Raw genomic sequence first — 23,772 nt, 5'->3', positions numbered from 1 at the left:
CGGGTGGAGCGCGCGAACAGTCGCGCGCCCAGGCTCGCCTCCAGGCGCTTCAAGGCCGCGCTGGCCACCGCCGGCGACACGTCGAGCCCGCGCGCGGCCGCGGAAAGGCTACCGCTGTCGGCGGTGCGGACGAACAGCTGGAGGTCGTCGATACGCAGCATTGTCAAAATTCCGTTGAAAGAGCCTCGCTTATCACCCCGTTTTTCCGCCGAGTCAAATAGCTGAGCATGCCCGCCTACCGAACCCATACGGAGCAACAGCATGAAAGCGGTCGCCTACTTCGAATCCCTCGCCATCGACGATCCCCGCGCGCTGCAGGATGTGGAACTGCCCGAGCCGGTACCCGGTCCGCGGGACCTGCTGGTGGAGGTGCGCGCCATTTCGGTCAACCCGGTGGATACCAAGGTACGCCGCAACACACAGCCCGAGGGCGGTCAGCCGAAGGTGCTGGGCTGGGACGTGGCCGGCGTGGTGGTCGGGGTGGGCAGCGAAGTCAGCCTGTTCAAGGTCGGCGACGAGGTGTTCTACGCCGGCTCCATCGCCCGCGCCGGCGGCAACAGCGAACGTCATCTGGTGGACGAGCGCATCGTCGGACGCAAGCCGCGGAGCCTGAGCTTCGCCGAGGCCGCCGCACTGCCGCTGACCGCCATCACCGCCTGGGAGCTGCTGTTCGAACGCCTGCAACTGGTGGAAGGCCAGGGCGCCGGGCAGCAGCTGCTGATCGTCGGTGCCGCCGGCGGGGTCGGTTCGATCATGCTGCAGCTGGCCCGCCAGCTCACCGAGGTCAGCGTGATCGCCACCGCCTCGCGCCCGGAAACCCAGGCCTGGGCCCGCGAACTCGGCGCCCAGCATGTCATCGACCATAGCCAGCCGCTGCACGCCGAGCTGCAGCGCGCCGGTTTCGCCAGCGTCAGCCATGTCGCCAGCCTGACCCAGACCGATCAGCATTTCGACCAGCTGGTCGAGGCACTGACGCCCCAAGGCCGCCTGGCGCTGATCGACGATCCGGCCCAGCCGCTGGACGTGATGAAGCTCAAGCGCAAGAGCTTGTCGCTGCACTGGGAGCTGATGTTCACCCGCTCACTGTTCGAGACGCCGGACATGATCGAGCAGCACCACCTGCTGCAGCGCGTCAGCCAGCTGGTCGATCAGGGCGTGCTGCGCACCACCCTCGGCGAGCACTTCGGCACCATCAACGCGGCCAACCTGCGCCGCGCCCATGCCCTGCTGGAAAGCGGCAAGGCCAAGGGCAAGATCGTGCTGGAAGGCTTCTGAGCTAGATAGCCTCCAGGCTAGATCACTCCGGCCACGCGCAGGCCGGCGATCTGCTCGTCGTTCATGCCCAGCAGGCGCTGCAACAGCGCCTCGCTGTGCTCGCCGAGCAGTGGTGGCGGGTTGCGGTACGCCACTGGCGAAGCGGACAGCCGCAGCGGGCTGGCCACCTGCGGCACGCGGCCGGCCAGCGGGTGCGGCATCTCGACGTTCAGCCCGCGATGCTGCACCTGCGGGTCGGCGAATACCTGGGCCAGGTCATTGATCGGCCCGCAGGGCACGCCGGCCTGCTCCAGCGCACTGACCCATTCGGCCGTGGTGCGGAATACCGTGACCTGGCGGATCAGCGGAATCAGCTCGGCGCGATGGGCAACGCGCGCGCGATTGGTGGCGAAGCGGGCATCGGCCGCCCACTCGGGACGCCCGGCCACCTCGCAGAACTTGCGGAACTGACCGTCGTTGCCGACGGTGAGGATGATGTCGCCATCGGCAGTGGGGAAATCCTGATAGGGCACGATGTTCGGATGGGCATTGCCCATGCGCCTGGGCGCCACGCCGGTGGTGAGGTAATTCAGCGCCTGGTTGCCGAGGCAGGCGACCTGCACGTCGAGCAGCGCCGTGTCGATATGCTGGCCCTCGCCGCTGCGTTCGCGATGTGCCAGCGCAGCGAGCACGCCAACGGTGGCGTACAGGCCGGTGAGGATATCGGTCAGCGCCACGCCGACCTTCACCGGCCCGGCGCCCTCCTCCGCATCGCTGCGGCCGGTCAGGCTCATCAGCCCGCCGAGGCCCTGGATCATGAAGTCGTAGCCGGCGCGTGTGGCGTAAGGCCCGTCCTGGCCGAAACCGGTAATCGAGCAGAAGATCAGCCGCGGATTGATCGCCTTCAGACTTTCGTAATCCAGCCCGTAGGCGGCCAGCCCGCCGACCTTGAAGTTCTCCAGCAGCACATCGCATTGCGCCACCAGCTCGCGGATGATGCGCTGGCCCTCGGGCCGGGTGAAGTCGACGGTCAGCGACTGCTTGTTGCGGTTGGCGGTCAGGTAATAGGCCGCCTCCGAAGTGTTCTCGCCGTGCGGGTCCTTGAGATAGGGCGGGCCCCAGTGGCGGGTATCGTCGCCCGTGCCAGGGCGCTCGACCTTGATAACCTCGGCGCCGAGATCACCGAGGATCTGCCCGCACCAGGGCCCGGCGAGCACGCGCGACAGGTCGAGAACACGGATATGCGACAAGGCGCCGGGCATCGCGATTTCCTTCATGCGTAGGGTGGAAAACGACCGCAGGTCTTTTCCACCGATTGGTACGAGACCGTAACGGCGGGGCAGCAAAGGTGGAAAACGCTGTCGCGGTTTTCCACCCTACGGCGCCTCAGAAGAACGCCTGGATGCCAGTCTGCGCGCGGCCGAGGATCAGCGCATGCACATCGTGGGTGCCCTCGTAGGTGTTCACCACCTCCAGGTTGACCAGGTGCCGGGCCACGCCGAACTCGTCGCTGATGCCATTGCCGCCGAGCATGTCTCGGGCCAGGCGGGCAATCTCCAGGGATTTGCCACAGCTGTTGCGCTTCATGATCGAGGTGATTTCAACCGCAGCAGTGCCTTCGTCCTTCATGCGACCCAGGCGCAGGCAGCCTTGCAGGGCCAGGGTGATCTCGGTCTGCATGTCGGCCAGCTTTTTCTGGATCAGCTGGTTGGCGGCCAGCGGCCGGCCGAACTGCTGACGGTCCAGGGTGTACTGGCGTGCGGTGTGCCAGCAGAACTCGGCGGCGCCCAGCGCGCCCCAGGCGATGCCGTAGCGGGCACTGTTCAGGCAGGTGAACGGCCCCTTCAGCCCGCGCACATCGGGGAAGGCGTTCTCTTCCGGGCAGAACACGTTGTCCATGACGATCTCGCCGGTGATCGAGGCGCGCAGGCCGACCTTGCCGTGGATCGTCGGGGCGGACAGTCCTTCCCAGCCCTTCTCCAGCACGAAGCCGCGAATCTCGCCGGCGTCATCCTTGGCCCAGACCACGAAGACATCGGCGATCGGGCTGTTGGTGATCCACATCTTGCTGCCGGACAGGCGATAGCCGCCGTCGACCTTCTTGGCGCGGGTGATCATCGAGCCGGGGTCGGAGCCGTGGTTCGGTTCGGTGAGGCCGAAGCAGCCGATGTATTCGCCGCTGGCCAGCTTGGGCAGGTACTTCTGCCTGGTCGCCTCGTTGCCGAACTCGAAGATTGGCACCATCACCAGCGAGGACTGCACACTCATCATCGAGCGGTAGCCCGAATCGATGCGCTCGACCTCGCGGGCGATCAGGCCGTAGCACACGTAGTTCAGCCCACTGCCGCCGTAGGCTTCGGGGATGGTCGCGCCGAGCAGGCCGGTCTCGCCCATCTCGCGGAAGATCGCCGGATCGGTGCGCTCATGACGGAAAGCTTCCAGCACCCTCGGCGCCAGCTTGTCGGCGGCGAACTGCGCGGCGCTGTCACGCACCATGCGCTCTTCTTCGGTCACTTGCTGGTCGAGCAGCAGCGGGTCGATCCAATTGAAACTTGCTTTGCCGGCCATTCGGGGGCTCCTCTTGTTGTCTTCGGCACCGCGGGCACGCGGGCGGGATGAGCTGATCCTAGGCGCCGCAACGGCACGTCGCAAACGAGGATTTCGCACCGAACTGTGCGTTTTGCTCACTCCGAGATAAGCTCTTGGCCGATTATCAGGCTTATCCCATGAGGTCTTCGCATAATGCGCCGCAAGATTCCCAGCACCGCCGCGTTGATTGCCTTCGAAGCCGCCGCCCGCCACGAGAGCTTTACCCGAGCGGCCGATGAGCTGGCGCTGACCCAGAGCGCCATCTGCCGGCAGATCGGCGGGCTGGAGGAATTCCTCGGCCTGGCGCTGTTCCGCCGTTCGCGGCGCGGCGTGAAGCTCACTGCCGCCGGCCAGTCCTACGCCCGCCGCATCGCCGCGCAGCTGGACGCGGTGGAGCGCGACACGCTGTCGGTGATGGGCCAGCAGGGCGCCATGAGCCTGGAGCTGGCCGTGGTGCCGACCTTCGGTACCCAGTGGCTGGTGCCGCGCCTCAGGCGCTTCCAGGCGCTGCATCCGGAGATCACGGTGAACCTGACCAACCGCACCCGGCCCTTCCTCTTCGCCGACACCGAGTTCGATGCCGCCATCTACTTCGGCGATGCCGACTGGTCCGGTACCGAGGCGCACTACCTGATGCCCGAGGACCTGCAGCCAGTCTGCAGCCCCGCCCTGCTGCGCGAGGGGAAACCCTTCACGACCCAGATCCTGGCCGAACTGCCGCTGCTGCAGCAGACCACCCGCCCCTACGCCTGGCGCCAGTGGTTCGACGCGCAGGGAATGAAGGTCGCCCGCGACATGACCGGCCCGCGGCTGGAGCTGTTCTCCATGCTGGCGCAGGCGGCCGAGCATGGCATGGGTGTGGCGCTGATCCCGCCGTTCCTGATCCAGCGGGAACTGGCCGAGGGGCGGCTGGTGCTGGCGCATCCGCACGCCTATCGCAGCGAGACGCGGGCGTACTACCTGATGATTCCCGAGCGCAAGGTGGAGTCGGCGGGGCTGGTGGCGTTTCGCGATTGGTTGAAGGATGAGGCGAGGCTGTGGCGAGAAGAGCAGCCACAAGCTTGAAGCCGCTTTTCAGGCCTTCTTGCGAGGCTTCAGGTATTTGCTCAGCCCCTGAAACCACATCACCAGCGCCGGGTTTCCCTGAATCTGGATGTCCTTGTTCTGAATTCCCTGCATGAACGCCAGCTGCTTGTTCTTCGCCGTCAGGGTGGCGAAGCCATAGGCGGCATCCTTGAACCCCAGGGAGAAGGCCGGTTCGCTCGCCGGGCCGCGCTTGCTGGTGATGCGCTGGTCCTTGACCACGAAATGCCGGGCGACCTTGCCGTCCAGCGTATGCAACTGGAAGCTCAGGTCCTTGTCGCCCAGCTGCTGCTGGAACTCGGGATTGGTGCGGCTGGCCTTGGCCATCAGGCGGCCCAGCATCCAAAGCAGGAAGCGGAATTTCATGGGGGTGTCCGACCGGTACGAGGGAGAGGCCGCATTGTAGTGGCCTGGTCGGCGGAGGGAAGCATGGGCACGAGGCGGTCCGGGACGGACCCGGCGGTCAGGTTGACCCGGAGCCCAATGGCTCCGGGTGGCGCAGGTCAGTTGACCGCGTCTTTGAGCATCTTGCCGGGTTTGAAGGCGACGGTGTTGCTGGCCTTGATGGTGACCGGCTGCCCGGTCTGCGGGTTCTTTCCGGTACGGGCGCCACGATGGCGCTGTATGAAGGTGCCGAAACCGACCAGGGTGACGCTGTCCTTGCGGTTCAGCGCGTTGGTGATTTCATCCAGCACGGCGTTGAGTACGCGATTGGCCTGGTCCTTGGACAGATCGGCCTTCTCGGCGATGGCGGCGGCGAGTTCCGGTTTACGCATTGGGAGCCTCTGAGACGTTTTTGTTGTTGTGTCCGTACTGTTCGCGAGAACAGCGCTAAAGGCGCTGCAACAGCTCTAGGCTGGGGCAGACCCTTGGAGAATGGCACGGCGCTAGCACCTGCGCCAGTCCCTCAAGGTACATGTCGGCCTCAACCCGGGGACTTTAGCGACAGAATTTGCGGTAGTTCCGCCAGCACCGGCGGCAGCTGCTTGTTCAACGCCAGCCGCTGCTGCACCGCCGCACCGGTCAGCGCATAGCCGAGCAGCTGGCCGTCAGGCCCGAGATAGAGCGCTTTGACGTCGTTGCCGGAGGTTCCACCGTCCAGCTGCCGACGGCTCCCAATGCCGGCGGCGAGACCACCAGCGGGCATGCCGGGGTCTTCACCGTGACCGGCATCGGGCCGTAGCTGACGAAGGTCGGATTGCCAAACAGGGTTTTCGCCAGCGCCCGCGCGCCAGCCATCAACGGCATCACGTAGAGCAGGTTGAGGCCCTCGACCTCGGCGCAATCACCCAGTGCGTAGACGTGGGGCTGCGAGGTCTGCAGCAGGCGATCGACGACGATGCCGCGCGCCACGTGCAGCCCCGCCGCGGCCGCCAGCTCGGTGCGCGGATGCAGCCCCACCGCGCTGACCACCAGATCGCAGGACAGCCGCGTGCCGTCCGACAGCTGCGCGGCCAGGCCGTCGGCGCCACGCTCGAGCCGCTCCAGCACCGGCCCGAGGTGAAAACGCGCGCCCAGCCCTTCCAGGCCGTTCTGTACCGCGCGGGCGGCTTCCTGCGGCAGCAGGCCAGGCATGATCTGCTGGCTCGGCGCGACCAGCTCGACCTCATAGCCGCCGTGCAGCAGGTCGTTGGCGAACTCGCAGCCGATCAGCCCGGCGCCGAGGATCAGCACCCGGCGCTTGCCGGCGGCGGCGGCGCGGAAGCGGTCGTAGTCGAGCAGATCGTTGATCGGAAAGATCGCTTCATCGGCGTCGCCGGCGACCTCCACCTTGCGCGTCTGCGCGCCCCAGGCCAGCACCAGGTCGCGGTAGGCCACCGGCTCGTTGCCGATCCAGACGCGCCGGTTCGCCGGGTCGAGCCGGGTCACCCGGGTATGCGTGCGGATCTCGGCGTTCAGCTGCTCGGCCATGGCGCCGGCGCTGGCCATGCCCAGGCTCTCGGCATCCTTGCTGGCGGCGAAGCCGGTGGACAGCAGCGGCTTGGAATAGGAACGCCCGTCGTCCGCGGTAATCAGCAGCAGCGGCGTGTCGCTATCGAGCTTGCGCCATTCGCGCGCCAGGTTGTAACCGGCCAGGCCGGTGCCGATGATCACTACGGGTGCCGTCACGTCATTTGCCCTCGTTGGTTCTGTTGAAGCACGCAATCAGGAGATGGCGATCATCTCGAAGTCCACCTTGCCGACGCCGCAGTCCGGGCAGACCCAGTCTTCCGGCACGTCTTCCCAGCGCGTGCCGGGGGCGATGCCCTCTTCCGGCAGGCCCAGGGCCTCGTCATAGATGTAGCCGCACACCACACATTGCCATTTCTTCATGCAAGACCTCGATGCTCGTCGATTGCGACGCACGCTATACCAGAACGCCACGTCGCACCATGTCTACAAATGAAAACGGGCGGCCGAAGCCGCCCGTCAGCAGGGCACCGGACTCAGCCGGCAGCGCCCACCAGCGGATCGCTGATACCCATCACGTAGAACCCGATCAGGCCGATGCTACCGGCCAGGATGAGGTAGTACAGGGTCGGCAGCATGGTCTTGCGCAGGGTGATGCCTTCGCGTCCGAGCAGCCCCACGGTCGCCGAAGCGGCCACCACGTTGTGGATGGCGATCATGTTGCCCGCCGCCGCGCCGACCGACTGCAGCGCCACCATCAGCGCCCCGGAGAGGCCCAGCAGGCCGGCGGTGTTGAACTGGAACTGCGAGAGCATCAGGTTGGACACGGTGTTGGAACCGGCGATGAACGCGCCCAGCGCACCGACCGCCGGGGCGAAGAACGGATACACGTCGCCCACGCTGTTGGCCACCAGTTGCGCCATGGCCACCGGCATGGACACCAGGTCCGAACCGTTGACGCCGGAGTTGATCAGGATGCGCACCATCGGGATGGTGAAGATCAGCACGAAGCCGGCGCCGAGCAGGGTCCGGCTCGATTCGCTGACCGCCGCGCCCAGCTCCCGCGCACTCATGCGGTGCAGGAAGAAGGTCAGGATCACCACCATGCAGAGGATGCCACCCGGCAGGTACAGCGGCTCCAGGGTCCCGGAGACGCCGGTTTCACCGAGGATGTCCTTCCAGCCGAAGGTGAACGACATCAGCAACGCCTTGAACTGCGGGAATACCCGCGAGGCGACCAGCAGCGCGGCCAGCAGCAGGTAGGGAGCCCAGGCCATCGGCACGGAGACCGGCGTCTTGCCGGCCACGTCCTCGATCTTCATCTCGATCCGGCCCATCCACTCCGCCGGCCATTCGCTGGCCGGGGCGAAGTCCCAGCTGTCCTTGGGCAGCAGGAAGCCGGCCTTGGCTGCCGGCACCACGATGGCCAGGCCCACCAGCGCGCCGATCATCGAGGGGAACTCCGGGCCGAGGAACACACCGGCGGCGGCGTACGGGATGACGAAGCACAGCCCGGTGAACACCGCGAACGGCGCCACGGCCAGGCCTTCGGTCCAGGATTTGTTGCGGCCGAAGTAGCGGGTCATGATGCTGATCATGATCAGCGGCATGAGAATCCCGCACAGCGCGTGGATGATCGCGACGCGCGAGAAGATCAGGTGGAAGAAGGTATCCCAGTTACTGCCCAGCGCGGCCATCTGCGCGCCGATGCCAGTCTGGTCCAGGCCTGCGCCGACGCCGACCAGGATCGGCGTACCGACCGCACCGAAGGAAACCGGCGTGGACTGCACCATCATCCCCATCACCACCGCGGCCAGTGCCGGGAAGCCCAGCGCCACCATCAGCGGCGCGGCCACCGCGGCCGGCGTACCGAAGCCCGAAGCCCCCTCGATGAAGCAGCCGAACAGCCAGGCGACGATCAGCACCTGCACGCGACGGTCGGGGCTGATGTTGGAGAAGCCACGCCGAATCGCACTGATCCCCCGGAGTGCTTCAGCGTATTGAGCAACAGGATCGCACCGAAGATGATCCAGAGGATCGCCGCGGTGAGAATCAGGCCCTGCAAGGTCGAGGCGATGACCCGGTTGAGCGTCATGTCCCAGGCCAGCAGGCCGATCAGTGCAGTAAGGACGAAAACCAGCGGCATCGCATACTTGGCCGGCCAGCGAAAGCCGATCAGCAGCACACCCGCCAGCACCAGCGGCACGAAGGCCAGGATGGACAGTAGTGTTTGACTCATTTGTTGGGTCCCTGTTTTTTTGTTGTGAACCACTTTTAGTTATGTCCGGGCGTGCCCGGCGCCTAGCATGGACTCCGCCACAAGGGCGGAACCCCGACTGCCGGCCCCCGCGCGCGGCGGCCTGCAGCCCATGCTCGAAAGCCCCAGGCACCTTGCGGTACCTGAGGCCTGTAACCATCACGCCGGCAGAAGCGCATCGCCTTCAGCCGCCGTGACCATTGCTCCCGTTGCTCAGTTGGCCTGCTTGAAACGCTGGCGCCAGGCATGCAGCAAAGGCTCGGTGTAACCCGACGGCTGCTCGCGGCCCTTGAACACCAGATCCGACGCCGCCTGGAACGCGATTGACTGAGTGTAGTCGCTGGACATGGCGCGGTAGAGCGGATCGCCCGCATTTTGCTGGTCCACCACCTTGGCCATGCGCTCGAGGGTTTCCTGCACCTGCTCGCGGGTCACCACGCATGGTGCAGCCAGTTGGCCACGTGCTGGCTGGAGATACGCAGGGTGGCGCGGTCCTCCATCAGGCCGACGTTGTGGATGTCCGGCACCTTGGAGCAACCGACGCCCTGCTCGACCCAGCGCACCACGTAACCGAGGATGCCCTGGCAGTTGTTGTCCAGTTCCTGCTGTTTCTCCTCGGCACTCCACGTGTCCTCGGCGACCACCGGGATGGTCAGCAGATCGTTGAGCAGTTGCTCGCGCTCGGCGGCCAGGTCGACTTTCTCCAGCTCGCTCTGCACGGCCTGCACGTCTACCTGGTGGTAGTGCAGCGCATGCAGGGTGGCGCCGGTCGGCGACGGTACCCAGGCGGTGTTGGCGCCGGATTTCGGGTGGCCGATCTTCTGCTCGAGCATGGCCGCCATCAGGTCCGGCATGGCCCACATGCCCTTGCCGATCTGCGCCTTGCCGCGCAGGCCGCAGGCCAGGCCGACCAGCACGTTGTTGCGCTCGTAGGACTGGATCCACGGAGTGGACTTCATGTCGCCCTTGCGCAGCACCGGGCCGGCTTCCATGCAGGTGTGCATCTCGTCGCCGGTGCGGTCGAGGAAGCCGGTATTGATGAAGGCCACGCGGTGCTTGGCCGCGCCGATGCAGGCCTTGAGGTTGGCGCTGGTGCGGCGCTCCTCGTCCATGATGCCCATCTTCAGGGTGTAGCGCGGCACGCCGATCAGGTCCTCGACGCGGCCGAACAGCTCGTCGGCGAAGGCGACTTCCGCAGGCCCGTGCATCTTCGGCTTGACGATGTAGAAGCTGCCGGTGCGCGAGTTGCCCTTGCGCTTGAGATCATGCTTGGCGATCAGGCTGGTGAACACGCCGTCCATGATGCCTTCGGGAATCTCGCGCCCCGCCTCGTCGAGGATCGCCGGGTTGGTCATCAGGTGGCCGACGTTGCGGATGAACAGCAGCGAGCGGCCGTGCAGTTTCAGCTCGCCGCCATTGGGCGCGCTGTACTCGCGGTCCGGATTCAGACGACGGACGAAGCTCGAGCTGCCCTTGGCGACTTCCTCGCTGAGGGTGCCCTGGACGATGCCCAGCCAGTTGCGGTAGGCCAGCACCTTGTCATCGGCGTCCACCGCGGCGACCGAGTCTTCGCAGTCGAGGATGGTGGAGACCGCGGCCTCGATCAGCAGGTCCTTGATGCCGGCGGCATCGGTCTGGCCGATCGGGCTGTTCGGGTCGATCTGGATCTCGATGTGCAGGCCGTTGTTCTTCAACAGCACGGCCCGGGGTTCGAGCGCGTCGCCCTGGAAGCCGGCGAACTTCTCCGGCTGCGCCAGCGCGGTGACGCTGCCGTTCTCCAGGGTGACCTTCAGCTGGCCGTCCTGCACGCGGTAGTTGACCGCATCGGCATGGCTGCCTTCGGCCAGCGGCGCGGCCTGATCGAGGAAATTGCGGGCGAAGGCGATGACCTTGGCGCCACGCACTTCGTTGTAGCCCGGCCCCTTCTGCGCACCGCCCTCTTCGGAGATCGCGTCGGTGCCGTACAGCGCATCGTACAGCGAGCCCCAGCGGGCGTTGGCGGCGTTCAGCGCATAGCGCGCATTCATGATCGGCACCACCAGCTGCGGGCCGGCCTGGGTGGCGATCTCGCTGTCGACGTTGGCGGTCTCGATCTTCACCTCGCCCGGCACCGGCTGCAGGTAGCCGATGGATTCGAGGAAGGCGCGGTAGGCCGGCATATCCTCGATCGGCCCCGGATTGGCCTTGTGCCAGGTGTCCAGCTCGGCCTGCAGGCGATCACGCTCGGCGAGCAGTTCGCGGTTCTTCGGCGCCAGATCGTGGACCAGGGCGTCCAGGCCCTGCCAGAAGGTCGCGGCTTCGACGCCGGTGCCCGGCAGGACTTCGTCCTCGATGAAACGCTGCAGGTTGGCCGCCACTTGCAGGCGGCCCAGGGTTACACGCTCGGTCATCTATTGTTCTCCTTCTTGCCTGAATCAGTTGGCCAGGGCGGCGGCGCCGGCTTTGGCGATCTGTGCATCCTGGGCGGCGGTGACGCCGGAGACGCCCACCGAGCCGATCACCTGGCCGTCGACGATCAGCGGCACGCCGCCTTCCAGCGAGCACACCACCGGCGCCGAGAGGAAGGCGCTGCGGCCGCCGTTGACCATGTCCTCGTAGCCCTTGGTCTCGCGGCGGCCCAGCGCGGCGCTGCGCGCCTTCTCGGTGGCGATGTAGGCGGCGATCGGCGCGCAGCCGTCCAGGCGCTCGAGTACCAGCGGGTGGCCGCCGTCGTCGGCGACGACGATGGTCACGGCCCAGCCGTTGCTCTGCGCTTCGGCGCGGGCGGCGGCGAGGATGGTGGCGACTTCGGTCTGGCTCAGTACGGCTTTGCTTTTCATCTCGATTCTCCTGTCTTCGTATTTCGGTTGTTCGTTGGCGGGCGGCGGGCGGTGGAAATTCGCTTGGCGAGATTTCCACCCTACGGTCAGCTCGCTCGTCGTAGGGTGGAAAACGGCGCAGCCTTTTCCACCGTTACCCCATCGATTCCTCGACCACTTCGATCCAGTGCTTGACCGGTGTACGCCCGGCACCGTCCAGGTGGGTCTGGCAGCCGATGTTGGCGGTGACGATCACCTCCGGCTTGCCGCTCTCCAGGGCCTCGAGCTTGTTGTCGCGCAAGCGCATGGAAATCTCCGGCTGGGTGATCGAGTAGCTGCCCGCCGAGCCACAGCACAGGTGCGCATCGGGCACCGCGGTGAGCTGGAAGCCCAGGCGGGTGAGCACGTCTTCGACCGCGCCGCCGAGCTTCTGTGCGTGCTGCAGGGTGCACGGGCAATGAAAGGCCATGCGCTTGTCGGGGCATACGTTGAGCTTTTCCAGCTCGGTGCCGCGCAGCACCTCGACCAGGTCCTTGGCCAGTTCGCTGACGCGCGCAGCCTTGGCCGCGTAGGTCGGGTCGTCCTTGAGCAGGTGGCCGTATTCCTTGACGAAGGCGCCACAGCCGCTGGCGGTCTGCACGATGGCTTCGGCACCGGCCTCGATCGCCGGCCACCAGGCGTCGATGTTGCGCCGGGCGCGCTCCAGACCGGCCTCCTGGGCGTTGAGGTGGTAGTCCACCGCACCACAGCAGCCGGCTTCGCGCGCCGGGCTGACGCTGATGCCCAGGCGGTCGAGCACGCGCGCCGCGGCGGCGTTGGTGTTCGGCGACAGGCTTGGCTGCACGCAGCCTTCGAGCATCAGCACACGGCGGCCGTGCATGACCTGTGGGCGCGGCTTGGCTGGGCGGATTTCGCGCGGCAGGTGCCCCTGGAGTGCGGCCGGCATCAATGGCTTGAGCGCATTGCCGGCACCCAGCAGCGCCTTGAACAGCCCCGGGCGCGGAATCACCGTGCGCAGGCCGCCGCGCACCACGCGCTCGCCCAGCGGGCGCGGCACCTGGCGTTCGATGAAGTCGCGGCCGATGTCCAGCAGGTTGTGGTACTTCACCCCCGACGGGCAGGTGGTTTCGCAGTTGCGGCAGGTCAGGCAGCGGTCCAGGTGCAGCTGGGTACTCGCGGTCACCTCGCCGCCCTCGAACATCTGCTTCATCAGGTAGATGCGCCCGCGCGGGCCGTCCAGCTCGTCGCCGATCAACTGGTAGGTCGGGCAGGTGGCATTGCAGAAGCCGCAGTGCACGCAGGAGCGCAGGATGCTCTCGGCTTCCTCGGCGCGCGGCAGCTGCTTCGCCGCTTCGCTCAGATTGGTTTGCATAACGTCGTCAGACCTCGGAATACATGCGGCCGGGATTGAAGATGCCCTGCGGATCGAGCGCCGCCTTGAGCTGCTGGTGGTAGCGCAGCAGCGGCGCGGGCAGCGGCTGGAACGGGCTGGCCGTGGCGCCGGCGCTGAAGCAGGTGGCATGGCCGCCGACTTCGTGGGCGATGGCGCGGATCGTCTCGGCATCGGCATCGCTCTTCAGCCAGCGCTGGGCACCGGCCCAGTCCAGCAGCTGCTCGCCCGGCAGCCCCAGCACCGGCGTGTTGTTCGGCAGCGACAGACGCCACAGCGGGCGCGCATCGGCGAAGAACGCCAGGCGCTGTTCGCGCAGCGCATTCCAGTAATCGGAATCGAGCTCCGCGCAACCGATACGCCCGCAGGCGGCCCGGACCGAGCCCTCGCCACCTTCCAGGCGCAGGTAGAGCGCCTGGCCGTCATGGCTGGCGGCGCTGATCGGAATCGGCTGCTGGCCCCATTCGGCGAGCTCGAGCAGCGCGCGCTCCTGGTCGATTTCCAGGCGCAGGCTGCTGCACAGGCGCGGCTTGGGCAGTACCTTGAGCGAGACCTCGGTGAGCACGCCGAGGCAGCCGAAACTGCCGGCCATCAGCCGCGACAGGTCGTAGCCGGCGACGTTCTTCATCACCTCGCCGCCGAAACGCAGGTGCTTGCCCTGGCCGGTGATGATCCGGCTGCCGAGCACGAAATCGCGTACCGAACCGCTCCACGGACGGCGCGGCCCGGACAGGCCGGCGGCGATCATGCCGCCGACGGTGGCATCGGGCCCGAAGTGCGGCGGCTCGCAGGGCAGCATCTGCCCGGCTTCATCCAGCACCGCTTCCAGCTCCGCCAGCGGAGTGCCGGCGCGCACGGTGATCACCAGTTCGGTGGGGTCGTAGCTGACGATGCCGCGGTGCTCGCGCACGTCGAGCAGCTGGCCTTCGACCGGGCGGCCGAGAAAGGCCTTGCTGCCGCCGCCCTGGATGCGCAGCGGGGTCTTCGCGGCGAGCGCCTGGTTGACCTGGTCCAGCAGTTGCGCGCTGGCGTCGTTTGCGAATACGGACATCAGAAGCGCTCCAGTTCGGGGAAAGGCAGCTCGCCGTTGTGGATATGCATGCGGCCGAACTCGGCGCAGCGATGCAGCGTCGGGATGTTCTTGCCGGGGTTGAGCAGGCCGCTGGGGTCGAAGGCTGCCTTGACCGCGTGGAACAGGGTCAGCTCGTCGGCATTGAACTGCGAGCACATCTGGTTGATCTTCTCGCGGCCGACGCCATGCTCGCCGGTGATGCTGCCGCCGACCTCGACGCACAGCTCGAGGATCTTGCCGCCCAACTCCTCGGCGCGCTCCAGCTCGCCCGGCTGGTTGGCATCGAAGAGGATCAGCGGGTGCATGTTGCCGTCGCCGGCGTGGAACACGTTGGCCACGCGCAGGCCGAAGCGCTCGGAGAGTTCGCTGATGCCCTTGAGCACGCCCGGCAGCTCGCGGCGCGGAATGGTACCGTCCATGCAGTAGTAGTCCGGCGAGATGCGCCCGACCGCCGGGAAGGCGTTCTTGCGCCCGGCCCAGAAGCGCACGCGCTCGGCTTCGTCCTTGGCCAGGCGCACTTCGGTGGCGCCGGCCAGCTTCAGCACCTCGCTGACGCGCGCGCAGTCGTCGTGCACGTCGGCTTCGACGCCATCCAGCTCGCAGAGCAGGATCGCCTCGGCATCCACCGGGTAGCCGGCGTGGATGAAGTCCTCGGCGGCGCGGATCGACAGGTTGTCCATCATCTCCAGGCCACCGGGGATGATGCCGGCGGCGATGATGTCGCCCACCGCGCGCCCGGCCTTCTCCACCGAGTCGAAGGCGGCCAGCAGCACCTTGGCCACCTGCGGCTTGGGCAGCAGTTTGACGGTCACCTCGGTGACGATGCCGAGCATGCCCTCGGAGCCGGTGAACAGCGCCAGCAGGTCGAAGCCCGGCGAATCCAGCGCGTCGGAGCCGAGCGTCATGCGCTCGCCTTCGACAGTGAGGATTTCCACCTTGAGCAGGTTATGCACGGTCAGGCCGTACTTCAGGCAGTGCACGCCGCCGGCATTCTCGGCGACGTTGCCGCCGATGGAGCAGGCGATCTGCGACGACGGGTCCGGCGCGTAGTACAGCTCGTAGGGCGCAGCGGCCTGGGAGATCGCCAGGTTGCGCACGCCGGGCTGGACGCGGGCGAAGCGCCCGGCCGGGTCGACTTCGAGAATCTTGTTGAAGCGCGCCATCACCAGCAGGATGCCCTGCTCCAGCGGTAGCGCGCCGCCGGACAGGCCGGTGCCGGCGCCACGGGCGACCACCGGTACGCCGCGTCGATGGCAGAGCTTGAGCAGGTGCTCGACCTGCTCGACGCGCTCGGGCAGTACCACCAGCATCGGCGTGGTGCGGTAGGCGGACAGGCCGTCGCACTCGTAGGGCTTGAGGTCCTCGCGACGGTGGAGGATCTCCAGGTCAGGCAGCTGTGCTTGCAGCTCGGCCAGCAGCGCGGCCTTGTCGACCTTGGGCAACGCGCCATCGACGCGTTCGTCGTAGAGAATGTTCATGGCAGGTTCAGTGCTCTTGTGGTTCACCGGCAGCACGACCCGCTGCGGTGCATTGCCGCATGATTAGCGTCGGCGCGCTTGGCCGTCTACCGCAACCTGAACTGGTCCTACCAGTTTTTGTAGTCGGCCAGCCGGAACACTACCGAAATACCGCCCCAGGGCGCGGGCGTACAACTCTCCAGCCATTCAGGCTAAACTCCCCGGCAACTGGTCCTACCAGCTGGAGAGAGACTGCATGTTGAGCGAAAAGCACAATGACCGTCGTCAAGTTGCCGATGTGGTGGCCGAGCGCATCGAACGATTGATCGTCGACGGCGTGCTCAAGGTCGGCCAGGCGCTGCCCTCGGAGCGGCGCCTGTGCGAGAAGCTCGGTATCTCCCGCTCGGCGCTACGCGAGGGGCTGCGCGTACTGCGCGGGCGCGGCATCATCGAGACCGCGCAGGGTCGCGGCTCGTTCGTCGCCGAGCTGTCGGGCAACCACGACGCCAGCCCGCTGATGCATCTGTTCAACTCGCAACCGCGCACGCTCTACGACCTGCTGGAGGTGCGCGCCCTGCTCGAGGGCGAGTCCGCCCGGCTGGCGGCGCTGCGCGGCACCGATGCCGACTTCATCCTGCTGCGCCGGCGCTACGAGGAGATGCTCGCCGCCCACGCCGACGAGCAAGGCGGCGACCCCCGGGAACACGCACGGCTCGATCACGCCTTCCACCTGGCGATCTGCGAGGCCTCGCACAACCCGGTGCTGGTGCATACGCTGCAGTCGCTGACCGACCTGATGCTCTCGACCGTGTTCGCCTCGGTGAACAACCTCTATCACCGGCCTGCGCAGAAGCGGCAGATCGACCGCCAGCACTCGCGCCTGTTCCACGCCGTCACCGAGCGCCTGCCGGAGCAGGCCCAGCGCGCGGCACGCGACCACATCCACAGCATTCGCGACAACCTCAAGGAAATCGAGCAGGAGGAGCAGCGCCTGGTGCGCGCCACCATGCGCCTGGAGGGCTGGGCGTAAAAAAGCAGCTGGAAGCCAGTGTGCGGGCTGGTGCCAGAGCCTCGTCAAGCTCGTCTTCCAGCTTCAGGCTTCAGGCTGCTTTAACCCTCCATGCTAGACTCGCCGCTCTTTTCGCTACGCCCCGACTGCGCCCGTGTCCGAATTCAAAGACTGGCTGAGTGCCGACCGCCTACCCCGCCCGCTCGATCCCGCCCTGCATGACTGGCTGTACGTCGACAAAGGCTCGCTGACCCGCCGCCTCACCGAACTGGCCGATGGCGCGTTCAGCGTCGTCCCGCTGCAACAGGCCTGGCAAGCACTGCGCGCCGACGAGTGCGCGGCGCTGGGCGTGGCGCCCGGCAGCGAAGGCTGGGTGCGCGAGACCTACCTGTGCGGCCACGGCCAGCCCTGGGTGTTCGCCCGCAGCGTCGCCGCACGCGAGGCCCTGGAGCGCTCCGGACTGGACCTGCGCCACCTCGGCGAGCGTTCGCTGGGCGAGCTGCTGTTCAGCGACCCGGCGTTCGCCCGCGGCGCGCTGCAGGCCTGCCACTATCCGGCGCCCTGGCTGCCGTCCGAATACCGCCAGGATGGGCTTTGGGCCCGGCGCTCGTGCTTCAGCCAGGACCGGCTCGGCATCCTGGTCGCCGAGGTGTTCCTGCCCGCGCTGTGGCAGGCCGCGGGCGTCACACCTTAAGAGCTTGGGGTGCGGGTCCACCTTATATAATCGCCCTCTTCCGCATGGAGACCGCCGATGTATCTGAAACTGCTGCAATCGTGCAATCGCCTGCATCCACGCGCCTGGGACTTCATCCAGCTGATGCGCCTGGACCGTCCCATCGGCATCTACCTGCTGCTGTGGCCGACGCTGTCGGCGCTGTGGATCGCCGCCGAGGGCATGCCCAGCGCCAAGCACCTGTTCATCTTCACTGCCGGGGTGATCCTGATGCGCGCCGCCGGCTGCGCGATCAACGACTTCGCCGATCGCAACTTCGACGGCCACGTGCAGCGCACCAACATGCGCCCGCTGGCCACCGGGCGAGTGCGCACACGCGAGGCCTGGGCGACGTTCGCCGTGCTGGTGGCGCTGAGTTTCGGCCTGGTGCTGCTGACCAACGCCATTACCGTCTGGCTGTCCTTCGGCGCACTGGCGGTAGCCTCGCTGTATCCGTTCATGAAGCGCTACACCTACTACCCGCAGGTGGTGCTCGGGGCCGCCTATTCCTGGGGCATCCTCATGTGCTTCACCGCCACGCGCGGCACGCTGCCGCCGGAGGCCTGGCTGCTGTTCATCGCCAACGTGCTGTGGACGGTGGGCTACGACACCTATTACGCCATGGCCGATCGCGAGGACGACCTGAAGATCGGCATCAAGTCCACCGCCATCCTCTTCGGCGACGCCGACCGGGCGATCATCCTCACGCTGCAGGGCCTGGCGCTGTTCTGCCTGCTGCTCGCCGGCGTGCGCTTCGAGCTGGGCCAGTGGTTCCACCTCGGCCTGGTGGGCGCCGCCGCCTGCTTCGCCTGGGAATTCTGGAAGACCGCCTCGCGCAAACCGCAGACCTGCTTCAAGGCCTTCCTCCACAACCACTGGGCGGGGCTGGCCATTCTTGTGGGCATCGTCCTCGACTACGCGTCGAAAGCGTAGGCAATGGCAGCGCCTACGCGCCGCGCGCGCAGCCTGCCCCCGGGCGCGGCGCTGCCGCCAGCTTGTCACATGGCTGCAATAACTCCGTTATCTAATGCCGGACGACAAGAAACGACCGAGGCTTGACCATGAATGGCAAGAGCATACTGATCGTCGATGACGAGGCGCCAATCCGCGAGATGATCGTCGTCGCCCTGGAAATGGCCGGCTACGACTGCCTGGAGGCGGAAAACACCCAGCAGGCCCATGCCCTGATCGTCGATCGCAAGCCCGATCTGATCCTGCTCGACTGGATGCTGCCCGGCACTTCCGGCATCGAACTGGCCCGCCGGCTCAAGCGCGACGAGCTGACCGCCGACACCCCGATCATCATGCTCACCGCCAAGGGCGAAGAGGACAACAAGATCCAGGGCCTGGAGGTCGGCGCCGACGACTACATCACCAAGCCGTTCTCCCCGCGCGAACTGGTGGCGCGCCTCAAGGCCGTGCTGCGCCGCGCCGCGCCCACCGACAGCGAGGCGCCGATCGAGATCGGCGGGCTGCTGCTCGACCCGATCAGCCATCGCGTCACCATCGACGGCAAGCCGGCCGAGATGGGGCCCACCGAATACCGCCTGCTGCAGTTCTTCATGACCCACCAGGAACGCGCCTATACCCGCGGCCAGCTGCTCGACCAGGTCTGGGGCGGCAACGTCTACGTCGAGGAGCGCACCGTCGACGTGCACATCCGTCGCCTGCGCAAGGCGCTCGGCGAAGCTACGAAAACCTCGTGCAGACGGTGCGCGGCACCGGCTATCGTTTCTCCAGCAAGAGCTGAGCGCCTGACGTGAGCGTGGATTCCACCGCCGGCCTCACCGCCCACCGTGCCGCCCGCGGCCGTCTCCAGGAGCGTTTCCGTTGAATCAGGATTGGCAAGCAGCCTCGTACGTCGCCTGCTACTTCTGCTCGGCGGCTGCCTGCTGCTCGGCCTGATCACCGGCGAGTACGCCTGGATGCTGGTGCTCGGCCTGGCCGGCTACCTCGCCTGGACGCTGCGCCAGCTGCTGCGCCTGCAGAAATGGCTGCGGCGCACTGACCCCGACGAGCCGCCGCCGGACTCCGCCGGCATCTGGGGCGACGTGTTCGACAACCTCTACCAGCTGCAACGCCGCGACCTGCGCCTGCGCGGCCAGTTGCAGGCGGTGATCGACCGCGTGCAGGGTTCCACCGCCGCGCTCAAGGACGCCGTGATCACCCTCGACAGCGACGGCAACCTGGAATGGTGGAACATCGCCGCCAACCGCCTGCTGGGGCTGAAGAAGCCGCAGGACAGCGGTCACCCGATCACCAACCTGGTGCGCCACCCGGCATTCAAGGAATACTTCGAGCACGGCAACTACGACCAGCCGCTGGAACTGGTCTCGCCGGTGAACGACCGCATTCGCCTGCAGTTCAACATCACCCGCTACGGCAAGAGCGAGCACCTGCTGCTGGTGCGCGACATCACCCGGCTGCATCAGCTCGAGCAGATGCGCAAGGATTTCGTCGCCAACGTCTCCCATGAACTGCGCACCCCGCTGACGGTGATCGCCGGCTACCTGGAGACCCTGCTGGAAAATACCGACCAGCTCAATCCGCGCTGGCTGCGCGCGCTGCAGCAGATGAACCAGCAGGCCGGGCGCATGCAGCACCTGCTCAACGACCTGCTGTTGCTGGCCAAGCTGGAGGCCACCAGCCACCCGGCCGACAATGCGCCGGTGGCGGTGGCGCTGCTGCTGCAGTCGATCGTCAGCGATGCCCGCGCATTGTCCGGCGCGCGCGGCCACGGCATCAGCCTCGATGCCGACCCGGCGCTGCAGCTCAAGGGCAGCGAGGCGGAGCTGCGCAGCGCCTTTTCCAACCTGGTGTTCAATGCGGTGAAGTACACCCCGGACGGCGGCGACATCCACGTGCGCTGGTGGCGCGACGAGACCGGCGCGCACCTGTGCGTCGAGGACAGCGGTATCGGCATCGAGCCCAAGCACCTGCCGCGCCTGACGGAGCGCTTCTACCGGGTCGATTCGAGCCGCGCCAGCAGCACCGGCGGCACCGGGCTGGGGCTGGCCATCGTCAAGCACGTGCTGCTGCGCCACCAGGGCCGGCTGGACATCAGCAGCATTCCCGGCCAGGGCAGCCGCTTTTCCTGTCACTTCCAGCCGTCGCAGCTGGCATAGGAAGGTCGGGTTGAACCGCGTAGCGGCGAAGCCCGGCACCGACGGAGCCGAGATATTGCGATGGCCGGATATTCCGTTCGTTGGGCTTCGCGGAGCTCAACCCAACCTACCCGGCGCCCATCCCGCACGACGCAAGTCTGCTTGAAATGCCAACCAGCCGACCCCATGCTGTGCGCTCCTTCGGCTCTTCGAACTATTCATGGACCCTTCCCCCAGTTACGCCGCCTCCTCCTACTTCGCCGATTTCGGCCTGATCCTCTTCGCCCTGTTCCTCGTGCTGCTCAACGGCTTCTTCGTCGCCGCCGAGTTCGCCATGGTCAAGCTGCGCGCCACCAAGGTGGACGCCATCGCCAGCCAGCACGGCTGGCGCGGGCACATCCTGCGCACCGTGCACACCCAGCTCGACGCCTACCTGTCAGCCTGCCAGCTGGGCATCACCCTGGCTTCGCTGGGCCTCGGCTGGGTCGGCGAACCGGCCTTCGCCCACCTGCTCGAACCGCTGCTGGCCGCCCTCGGCATCCAGTCGCCGGCGCTGGTGCACGGCATCGCCTTCTTCACCGCGTTCTTCATCATTTCCTACCTGCACATCGTGGTCGGCGAGCTGGCGCCCAAGTCCTGGGCGATCCGCAAGCCCGAGCTGCTGTCGCTGTGGACGGCCGCCCCGCTGTATCTGTTCTACTGGCTGATGTACCCGGCGATCTACCTGCTCAACGCCAGCGCCAACGCCATCCTGCGCATTGCCGGCCAGGGCGAGCCCGGCGCCGATCACGAGCACCACTACAGCCGCGAAGAACTCAAGCTGATCCTGCATTCCAACCGCGCACGCGACCCCAGCGACCAGCAGATCCAGGTGCTGGCCTCGGCGGTGGAGATGAGCGAGCTGGAGGTCGTCGACTGGGCCAACTCCCGCGAGGACCTGTTGCAGCTCGAGCACGGCGCGCCGCTGGCGGAAATCCTCGAGGTGATCCGCCGCCACAAGTACAGCCGCTATCCGGTCTATGACAGCGCACAGGGCGAGTACGTCGGCCTGTTGCACATCAAGGACCTGCTGCTGGCGCTGGCCGGCGATAACGGGCTGGCCGAGCATTTCGATCTCGACGAGCTGCTGCGGCCGCTGGAACGGGTGTCCAAGCACATGCCGCTGAGCGAGCTGCTCGAGCAGTTCCGCCAGGGCGGTGCGCATTTCGTCCTGGTGGAGGAAGGCGACCACAAGGTCATCGGCTTCCTGACCATGGAGGACGTGCTGGAAGTGCTGGTCGGCGATATCCAGGACGAGCACCGCAAGACCGAGCGCGGCATCCTCGCCTACCAGCCGGGCAAGCTGCTGGTGCGCGGCGACACGCCACTGTTCAAGGTCGAGCGCCTGTTGCACGTCGACCTCGACCACATCGAGGCCGAAACCCTGGCCGGCCTGATCTACGAAACCCTCAAGCGAGTGCCCGAGGAGAACGAGGAGCTGCAGGTCGAAGGGCTACAGATCGTCATCAAGAAAATGCGCGGGCCGAAGATCGTCCTGGCCAAGGTGCTCAAGCAGGGGTGAAGCAGCTGCAAGCGAGTGTAGGGTGGATGTCGCTTTTTACATCCACCCTGCCCCCACTCGCCGGGTCGGTAAAGCGTGAACCGACCTACACGAGCGCTTTTCCGCTTTTACTTGAAGCTTGTAGCTATCTATTCCCTATTCCCCGCCGACGGCGAAGTTCGGCAGGCTGTCGACCGGCTGGGAGAAGTCGAAGGGAATCGATTCGATGGCCAGGCCGACGTTGCGCTGCACGACGAAATGCAGGTGCGGGCCGGTGCTGTTGCCGGTGTTGCCGGAACGGGCGATGCGCGTACCGGTTTCCACCCGCTGGCCTTCGCGCACGGCCACCGAACCCTGCATCAGGTGCAGGTAGACGCCCATGGTGCCGTCGTCGTGGATGATGCGCACGAAGTTGCCGGCCGGGTTGTTGCCCCGCCCGCTCTGTTCGTTCTCCACTTTCACCACCACGCCGCCGCGCGCGGCAATGATCGGCGTGCCCTCGGGCATGGCGATGTCCATCGCATAACGGCCTTTCGGAGTGAAGTGGCTGTACTGGCCATTGGCGCCCTGGGTCAGGCGGAACGGCCCGCCGCGCCAGGGCAGCGGATACTTGTAGGGTTTGGGCAGCAGGCGCGGGTCGCCCAGGGCGTGGCGCAGCTGGGCGTGTATTTCAGCGGCTTGGAGGCATCGCGCGGCGCCAGGGTCGCCAGGCGGATCTGGCTGCGCGGCGGCAGGATCCAGCGGATCGGCTTGGCCGGCGCACCGACGGCGTTCTCGACGTTGTCCAGCTTGAGTTCGATGTCCACCGGCGCGTAGAGATCGTTGCGTACCAGCAGCGTCTCGCCGGCGGCGTGCTTGCGGGTCTCCAGCCTGACCTGGGTATCGGTCTTCTCCACCATGCGATCGCGGAAGACGAACACCTGCGCACCAGGGGCGGCCTGGTCGCTGTAGGTCACCACGCCATTGGCATCGGTGTATTTGTAGATGGTCAGGGCCAGCGCCGGCGAGGCCAGCAGCGGCAGCCCGAGCAACAGGAGAAGGCGCCCCAGCATAACGGCAGAGTTCTAACGGTCAGGGTGTTGGAGCGGCAAGCCTAGCAGTGGCGTTGCGCCTGTGCGAGCCACCGACCGTCGGGGTGTGACGCCGATCAGCTTGTGTGGCGCGGCAACCGCCGAACGGTCAGCCGACGGCCCAGGACCGGCTCAGGCTGAACCGCTTCTCAGGCGCCGGGAATGAAATGCCGTTGCGCCGTGCCGCGGGCGATCAGCCGCGACAGGTAGTCGAGCTTCTGCGGGTCGCAGTCGACGAAGCGCAAGGACAGCTGCAGCCACTCGCTGTCGGGTTTGGGCTCGAACGCCGCGACCGCATGCAGGTAGCCGTTGAGACGGGCGATTTCGCCGCCCTCGCCCTGCTCCAGGTCGAGCACGGCGCTTTCCAGTACCTGCGGCAGCGTTTCGCCGCGCCTGATCACCAGCTGTGCATCCTTGAGGCTGAGGGCCTTGATCACGCAGGCCAGGGTGCCCGAAGCCAGTCGCAACTGGCCCTGGCCGCGCCCGGCGGCAGTGGTCGCCGCTTTGGCCGGTGCCTGCACCAGGGGCGCCGGCGCGGCTGCGGCTG

At 66.8% G+C, this 23,772-nt stretch carries 17 protein-coding genes and 6 pseudogenes; 8 read left to right on the top strand and 15 right to left on the bottom strand.

What is annotated here, in order from left to right; translation table 11 throughout:
• A partial coding sequence (locus tag BAY1663_RS17265; RefSeq protein ID WP_037043082.1) for a LysR family transcriptional regulator occupies positions 1-161 on the bottom strand: 161 nt, incomplete at its 3' end.
• 100 nt (positions 162-261) lie between these two features.
• Here BAY1663_RS17265 and BAY1663_RS17260 point away from each other — a divergent pair.
• Positions 262-1,275, top strand: a complete 1,014-nt coding sequence (locus tag BAY1663_RS17260) for a zinc-binding alcohol dehydrogenase family protein (protein ID WP_037043071.1) — start codon at positions 262-264, stop codon at positions 1,273-1,275.
• Between the two features lie 17 nt (positions 1,276-1,292).
• Here the strand turns inward: BAY1663_RS17260 and BAY1663_RS17255 are convergent, their stop codons facing one another.
• Both BAY1663_RS17255 and BAY1663_RS17250 read right to left on the bottom strand, forming a co-directional pair.
• Positions 1,293-2,516 (bottom strand): CaiB/BaiF CoA-transferase family protein, encoded by a 1,224-nt coding sequence (locus tag BAY1663_RS17255; protein ID WP_037043085.1) that lies wholly within the window; start codon positions 2,514-2,516, stop codon positions 1,293-1,295.
• A 124-nt stretch (positions 2,517-2,640) separates the two neighbouring features.
• Positions 2,641-3,822, bottom strand: a complete 1,182-nt coding sequence (locus BAY1663_RS17250; protein ID WP_037043069.1) for an acyl-CoA dehydrogenase — start codon at positions 3,820-3,822, stop codon at positions 2,641-2,643.
• 174 nt (positions 3,823-3,996) lie between these two features.
• On the opposite strand from BAY1663_RS17250, the gene BAY1663_RS17245 reads away from it, so the two are divergent.
• Complete coding sequence (locus tag BAY1663_RS17245) at positions 3,997-4,908, top strand: LysR family transcriptional regulator (RefSeq protein WP_037043067.1); 912 nt, start codon at positions 3,997-3,999, stop codon at positions 4,906-4,908.
• A 9-nt stretch (positions 4,909-4,917) separates the two neighbouring features.
• On the opposite strand, the gene BAY1663_RS17240 is transcribed toward BAY1663_RS17245, so the two are convergent.
• From BAY1663_RS17240 to glcD, 10 genes and pseudogenes are all read right to left on the bottom strand, one after another.
• Positions 4,918-5,292: an SCP2 sterol-binding domain-containing protein gene (locus BAY1663_RS17240; protein WP_037043066.1), complete on the bottom strand. Its 375-nt coding sequence runs from the start codon at positions 5,290-5,292 to the stop codon at positions 4,918-4,920.
• Positions 5,293-5,429: 137 nt separating this feature from the next.
• Positions 5,430-5,702: an HU family DNA-binding protein gene (locus BAY1663_RS17235; RefSeq protein ID WP_037043064.1), complete on the bottom strand. Its 273-nt coding sequence runs from the start codon at positions 5,700-5,702 to the stop codon at positions 5,430-5,432.
• Positions 5,703-5,851: 149 nt separating this feature from the next.
• Positions 5,852-7,035 (bottom strand): annotated as a pseudogene (locus tag BAY1663_RS17230) (NAD(P)/FAD-dependent oxidoreductase).
• 36 nt (positions 7,036-7,071) lie between these two features.
• The gene (locus tag BAY1663_RS17225) at positions 7,072-7,239 is read right to left on the bottom strand and encodes a rubredoxin (RefSeq protein WP_037043062.1); all 168 of its coding nucleotides are present in this window, start codon (positions 7,237-7,239) and stop codon (positions 7,072-7,074) included.
• A gap of 113 nt (positions 7,240-7,352) precedes the next feature.
• Positions 7,353-9,055 (bottom strand): annotated as a pseudogene (locus tag BAY1663_RS17220) (L-lactate permease).
• 231 nt (positions 9,056-9,286) lie between these two features.
• A pseudogene (locus BAY1663_RS17215) lies at positions 9,287-11,463 on the bottom strand (malate synthase G).
• Positions 11,464-11,487: 24 nt separating this feature from the next.
• Positions 11,488-11,892, bottom strand: coding sequence for a heme-binding protein (locus BAY1663_RS17210; protein WP_037043061.1), 405 nt, complete (start codon positions 11,890-11,892; stop codon positions 11,488-11,490).
• Between the two features lie 133 nt (positions 11,893-12,025).
• Positions 12,026-13,243 carry a glycolate oxidase subunit GlcF gene (gene glcF, locus BAY1663_RS17205; RefSeq protein WP_037043059.1) on the bottom strand — a complete coding sequence of 406 codons (1,218 nt, stop codon included), beginning with the start codon at positions 13,241-13,243 and terminating at the stop codon, positions 12,026-12,028.
• Between the two features lie 7 nt (positions 13,244-13,250).
• Positions 13,251-14,312: a glycolate oxidase subunit GlcE gene (gene glcE / locus BAY1663_RS17200; RefSeq protein WP_037043057.1), complete on the bottom strand. Its 1,062-nt coding sequence runs from the start codon at positions 14,310-14,312 to the stop codon at positions 13,251-13,253.
• Entirely contained in the window at positions 14,312-15,811 is a 1,500-nt protein-coding gene (gene glcD / locus BAY1663_RS17195) for a glycolate oxidase subunit GlcD (RefSeq protein WP_037043055.1), read from the bottom strand. Before glcD ends, glcE begins: the two co-directional genes overlap by 1 nt.
• A gap of 235 nt (positions 15,812-16,046) precedes the next feature.
• Here glcD and glcC point away from each other — a divergent pair, with 235 nt between their 5' ends.
• The 6 genes and pseudogenes from glcC to BAY1663_RS17165 all read left to right on the top strand — a co-directional run bounded on the left by glcC (position 16,047) and on the right by BAY1663_RS17165 (position 22,176).
• Complete coding sequence (gene glcC / locus BAY1663_RS17190) at positions 16,047-16,820, top strand: transcriptional regulator GlcC (protein ID WP_037043053.1); 774 nt, start codon at positions 16,047-16,049, stop codon at positions 16,818-16,820.
• Positions 16,821-16,953: 133 nt separating this feature from the next.
• A complete protein-coding gene (locus tag BAY1663_RS17185; RefSeq protein ID WP_037043051.1) occupies positions 16,954-17,493 on the top strand; it encodes a chorismate lyase in 540 nt (179 codons plus the stop codon).
• Positions 17,494-17,550: 57 nt separating this feature from the next.
• Positions 17,551-18,444: a 4-hydroxybenzoate octaprenyltransferase gene (gene ubiA, locus BAY1663_RS17180; RefSeq protein WP_037043049.1), complete on the top strand. Its 894-nt coding sequence runs from the start codon at positions 17,551-17,553 to the stop codon at positions 18,442-18,444.
• Positions 18,445-18,572: 128 nt separating this feature from the next.
• Positions 18,573-19,261: pseudogene (gene phoB, locus BAY1663_RS17175) on the top strand (phosphate regulon transcriptional regulator PhoB).
• A gap of 80 nt (positions 19,262-19,341) precedes the next feature.
• Positions 19,342-20,636 (top strand): annotated as a pseudogene (gene phoR, locus BAY1663_RS17170) (phosphate regulon sensor histidine kinase PhoR).
• 199 nt (positions 20,637-20,835) lie between these two features.
• On the top strand, positions 20,836-22,176 hold the full coding sequence (locus BAY1663_RS17165) for a hemolysin family protein (RefSeq protein ID WP_037043046.1): 1,341 nt from the start codon (positions 20,836-20,838) through the stop codon (positions 22,174-22,176).
• Positions 22,177-22,311: 135 nt separating this feature from the next.
• Here BAY1663_RS17165 and BAY1663_RS17160 read toward each other — a convergent pair.
• Positions 22,312-23,207, bottom strand: a pseudogene (locus BAY1663_RS17160) (peptidoglycan DD-metalloendopeptidase family protein).
• Between the two features lie 167 nt (positions 23,208-23,374).
• Positions 23,375-23,772 (bottom strand): hypothetical protein (locus tag BAY1663_RS17155; protein ID WP_037043044.1); only part of this gene is annotated, 398 nt, incomplete at its 5' end.

Origin of the sequence: Pseudomonas sp. BAY1663, assembly GCF_000582595.1 — a bacterium.
GTDB classification, from domain to species: Bacteria; Pseudomonadota; Gammaproteobacteria; order Pseudomonadales; family Pseudomonadaceae; genus Stutzerimonas; species Stutzerimonas stutzeri_AF.
This window is presented reverse-complemented; position numbering and strand designations above follow the sequence as displayed.